General features: G+C 70.6%; 6 protein-coding genes. 3 read left to right on the top strand and 3 right to left on the bottom strand.

Annotated features, from left to right (window positions below):
- Window positions 1-155: 155 nt before the first annotated feature.
- A complete protein-coding gene (locus tag ABZU46_RS31230; RefSeq protein ID WP_354863286.1) occupies window positions 156-404 on the bottom strand; it encodes a hypothetical protein in 249 nt (82 codons plus the stop codon).
- Window positions 405-644: 240 nt separating this feature from the next.
- Here ABZU46_RS31230 and ABZU46_RS31225 point away from each other — a divergent pair, with 240 nt between their 5' ends.
- Window positions 645-1550 carry a methyltransferase domain-containing protein gene (locus tag ABZU46_RS31225; protein WP_354863285.1) on the top strand — a complete coding sequence of 302 codons (906 nt, stop codon included), beginning with the start codon at window positions 645-647 and terminating at the stop codon, window positions 1548-1550.
- 136 nt (window positions 1551-1686) lie between these two features.
- Here the strand turns inward: ABZU46_RS31225 and ABZU46_RS31220 are convergent, their stop codons facing one another.
- Both ABZU46_RS31220 and ABZU46_RS31215 read right to left on the bottom strand, forming a co-directional pair.
- A complete protein-coding gene (locus tag ABZU46_RS31220; protein WP_354863288.1) occupies window positions 1687-2478 on the bottom strand; it encodes a hypothetical protein in 792 nt (263 codons plus the stop codon).
- A gap of 333 nt (window positions 2479-2811) precedes the next feature.
- Window positions 2812-3348, bottom strand: coding sequence for a GNAT family N-acetyltransferase (locus ABZU46_RS31215; RefSeq protein ID WP_354863287.1), 537 nt, complete (start codon window positions 3346-3348; stop codon window positions 2812-2814).
- A gap of 153 nt (window positions 3349-3501) precedes the next feature.
- Between ABZU46_RS31215 and ABZU46_RS31210 the strand changes: the two genes are divergently transcribed.
- Window positions 3502-3711, top strand: coding sequence for a hypothetical protein (locus ABZU46_RS31210; protein WP_354863284.1), 210 nt, complete (start codon window positions 3502-3504; stop codon window positions 3709-3711).
- A gap of 167 nt (window positions 3712-3878) precedes the next feature.
- Window positions 3879-4130: a potassium transporter TrkA gene (locus tag ABZU46_RS31205; RefSeq protein WP_354863283.1), complete on the top strand. Its 252-nt coding sequence runs from the start codon at window positions 3879-3881 to the stop codon at window positions 4128-4130.
- Window positions 4131-4153 lie beyond the last annotated feature (23 nt).

Below are 4153 nucleotides of genomic sequence, written 5' to 3'. Positions count from 1 at the left end.
CGGCGCGAACGCGTCCCGCCGACGGACCGCACCGCGTTGGTTCTTGACCCGGGCGAGTTGATGCCCCGCCAGTCTCCCGGACTCGGTGCTGCCCGCCACCTCCACGGTTTTCCGCGCACCACCAACGACGGTCTCGCGCCCAGCGCGGGAGCGGGTCATCCCTCGGCAGCGGGTTGGCTGTGCACCACCAGCTCGTCGATCTCCAACCGGCCGACGCGCAGCTCCCGCACGACCGCCCGGCGAATGGCTAGCCGCCCGATGACCAGCACCCCGACAGCCACGGCCCCGGCGGCCAGCGCCCCTACGGCGAGGGCACCGAACGACGCCACCCCCGCAGCTCGCGCGCCGGTAGCCACCGCGCCCGTCGCCAGCGCACCGTCGGCGCGCGTCCCGCTCAAACGCACGCTCACCCACCTCGGCACCACGCACCACGCCGCGGGCGACCTGCTCGCGGCGTGGTGCGTGGCGCCGAGCACTGCAGCGATTCGGTCCGGAGAACCGCTCCGAGGTTGCCCACCTACGTGATCTCCTTCGGCTCGCCGACTCGTGAGCCCCCTGCGACTGGGCCGGTCGAGGCGTTGCTGTGTCTGGTTTCAGCCCGTGTCGCGCTGACGCCGTACACGATCGGGCGTGAGGATGTGGGCATGAGTTCATCGCAGCCCGTCGTCGATCCCGGGCCCGAGCCGTACACGACGGGCGGGCCGGTGAATACTGCGGGCGCGCAGGCCACGACCCCGTCGCCACACTCCCCGGAGCCTGCCCCGGATCACCGCTACCTGCTCGACAATGCCCGGCGCGAGGCGGGCGAGCGGTTCAGCTGGCTGGCCGAGCTGTTCGACGGTGTCACGCGTGGGCACCTCGACCGGCTCGGAGTGCGGGCGGGCTGGCGCTGCTGGGAAGTTGGTGCCGGAGGTCCCAGCAATCCCGAGGCCCTGGCCACGGCCGTCGGACCAACCGGTTACGTGCTGGCCACGGACATCAATCCGGCCTGGTTGGACCCGCAGGGCGGGTACGAGGTTCTTCGGCACGACGTCGTCGGGGACCCGCCGCCGCAGTCCGGCACGTTTGACCTGGTACACGCGCGGCTCGTGCTCGTTCACGTGCCCGACCGGGCCCGGGCGTTGGCGACGATGGTGGCGGCGCTGCGGCCCGGCGGCTGGTTGTTGGTCGAGGATGCCGACACCGAGTTGCAGCCGTTGGCCTGTCTCGATGAGGTCGGTCCGGCGCAGCGGCGTGCCAACCGGCTGCGGCGTGCCGTCCGGGAGTTGATGACGCGCCGCGGCGCCGACCTGCGCTACGGCCGTACGCTGCCGCAGGCGTTGCGCGCGGCGGGCCTGGTCGATGTGGCGGCGGCCGGCTGCTTCCCGGTCGGTGGGGTGGCCTGCGACCGGCTGGAGATCGCGACGGTACGCATGGTCCGCGCCGAGTTGCTCGCCGCCGGGCTGGCCGACGACGCCGAGATCGACGCGCACCTGGCCGCCGTCGATGCCGGTGAGCTCGACCTCACCCTCGCGCCGCTGATCTCGGCATGGGGACGCCGTCCAGGCTAAGCGGTCTGCCTGGACTGGTCGTACAAGGCGCTGAAGGTCGCGGCCGCGTTCGACTCGTCTGGGCGCTCGCCTTGCCAAACCGCGAGGTCGTACGTCATGAACAGCGAGTATGCCCGGCCGGCAAACGGCAATCGAGTCACCCGTCGCCGAGCTGTCTCGTCCGGCTGCAGCAGAGGATCGTCGCGTCGTCGGGGGCGACGTCGCCGCGAACCTCAGCCTCCCTGACCCAGCGGATGATCTCGCCGGGTCCGACCGTCCCCGCCAGGTGCAGCAGTCCCGCCCAACTGGTCAGTCTGAGGGTGTCCACCAGCCGGCTCACGCCGTTGCTCAGCAGCGCAGCAACGGTCATCTCGTCCGTTGGGCAGCTGCCGGTGATCGCCTCGTCCACCACCCGCGGGTCGTCCTTGGCCACCCAAAAACCGCCCGGGCTGTTCCGTTGTGCACGCAACTCCAGCAGGAGTCGCCGGTACTCGTCAGTGCCCTCCGGCACGCCCTTCAGCCGGGCCTCCACGGAGCGGGCGATCATCACCTCGCGCGGATCGTGGGCGACGAAGGGATCGGCCCCGGTCCGGCCGATGACCGCCACGGCGTCTCCGAGGACCAGGTGCTCGACGAGACCATCCGAGAATCGGAGCATCGCCACGGCCGAGTAAGGGCTGATGGAATTCGTGACATCGCAGGTGTCGCGATGCTCGTCGGTGATCCGCTCAATGCTCTCGGCCAGCACCTCACGTAGGGTCCGGTCATCAGACAGCGCGCCCAGGAGAGCACCTCCGAGACGGGTGGCGTACCAGGTCACGCCGTGATGGCAGACCTTCTCGGCGCCGGCGATGCCACCCGCGCCGTCAACCAGAACCATGCCGGACGGCACGGCACCGGCGAAGTCCTCATTCTTTCGCCCCGGGTGCCCCGCATCGGTGGCCATCATCACCCGCACCACCCGATCATCACACAGTCAATACACCGCGTCGGTCGACACCGACGGGCAAGAAAGCCTTTCACCGACGCACTGTCGTCGCCATCACCAGCATCCGCGCCTCTCGGCTCGATTCAGCTAGCACCGGTGGGATCCACTTGTGCGAGCCGCCGCCGTAGGGGAAAGCACCGTTCGAGCCCGGGCCAGGTTCCGGGGAGCCGGCTCATCGTGAGCGGGCTCCCCGAAACGGCTCAACCGGGGCCCGAACCGTTCAGCTACAAGCGCGGATTGCGGTGAATTGGCCTGCCGGACCGGAGCTGTCGGGACGGCCGCTGGGTGGACCGCTTACAGATCCATCGCATAGACCCGGACCTGGCGGCCGGTGTCCGGCTGCACGGTCTCGCGGTCCAGCGCCATGCCCAGCTTGACCATCACTCGCGCCGACGCCTCGTTGCCGACAACGTGGATGCTGACCAGCCGCCGCAGTCCGAGCTCGGCACGAGCGTGGGCGACCACGGCCTGGGCCGCCTCGGTGGCGAAGCCCCGGCCCCAGTACGCGCGGCCGAGCCGCCAGCCGATTTCCACGGCCGGCATGATCTCGGGCAGGAAGGTTGGCACCGCCAGCCCGGTGAAACCGGCCAGCTCGCCGGTTTCCTTGATCTCCACCGCGTACAGGCCGAAGCCGTGCTCCTCCCAGTGCCGCTGATAGTTGGCCAGGCGCTCCGCGGTCGCGGCCCGGTCCAGGGTGCGGCCGTCATGGATGTAGCGCATGACCTCGGGCTGTGCGTTCACCGCGGCGAAGCCGTCCAGATCGTTGCTTTGCCAGCGGCGCAACAGCAGCCGCGGAGTCTCCAGGGACGTGGCATCAAGGGAACTGGTCATGTCAGGCACGTCCCTTCGTAGCATTCCGGCGCTCACGAAGCGATGGACTATCCAGCCCGGCGCGCGGGGTCGTCGCCGGCGTTGCTGGCGGGGCATGGGCGGTCACCCGATGCGGATGTGGTCTCCACTCTGGGCGACGGCTATGGTTCGGGCATGCACGATCGACGCAGCCTTCGGCGCGTCGGCGGGCGAGCGCCGCTGCCGACGATGCTGCTGCTTGCCGTGCTCGTACTGGTGCTCTCCGCCACCCGGTCGATCGGGCTGTGCATCGTGTTCCGTTCCGCACGGCGGGCGATCCCCGGTTGTGTGCCCGCTTGGTCGGCGGATCGTGCTCCCCCGCGCCATGCGCGGGGCCTTGCCTGATCCACTCGCCCCGCTCGCGCCAGTCCCATGGCGCCGCCCGGCTGGCCGCCATGAACGGCCGGCCGCGCTGTCACCGCGTCCCGCCGCACTTCGCCTGGCCACACTCGCCGGCCTGCGCCGCTGCCGAGCCGCCGCGCACATTCGCCGCCCTGCCCGCTGGAGTCCCCATGATTGTCGAACTGACCCCGCTGCCCGGTATCGGGGTACGCCGCATGTTCACCACCGCCGACGGCCGCCGCGTGGGCGTGGTCACGCACCATTCGGGCGGCCGGCGAGATCTCGTCTACGAGTCCCCCGACGACCCCGACGCCACCTACTCGCTGACCCTGACCCGCTCCGAGGCCGTGACCCTCGCCGGGCTGCTGGGAATCCTTGACGTCCTGGACGTCGTCACCGTGGCGGAGTCATCTCCTGCGTGACGGCCTGTGGCTGCCGTGCCCAC

This window comes from Micromonospora sp. NPDC005197 (assembly GCF_040608295.1).
Lineage (GTDB): Bacteria > Actinomycetota > Actinomycetes > Mycobacteriales > Micromonosporaceae > Micromonospora.
The sequence above is the reverse complement of the archived record's forward strand: the minus strand, read 5'-3'. Positions and strand labels throughout refer to the sequence as shown.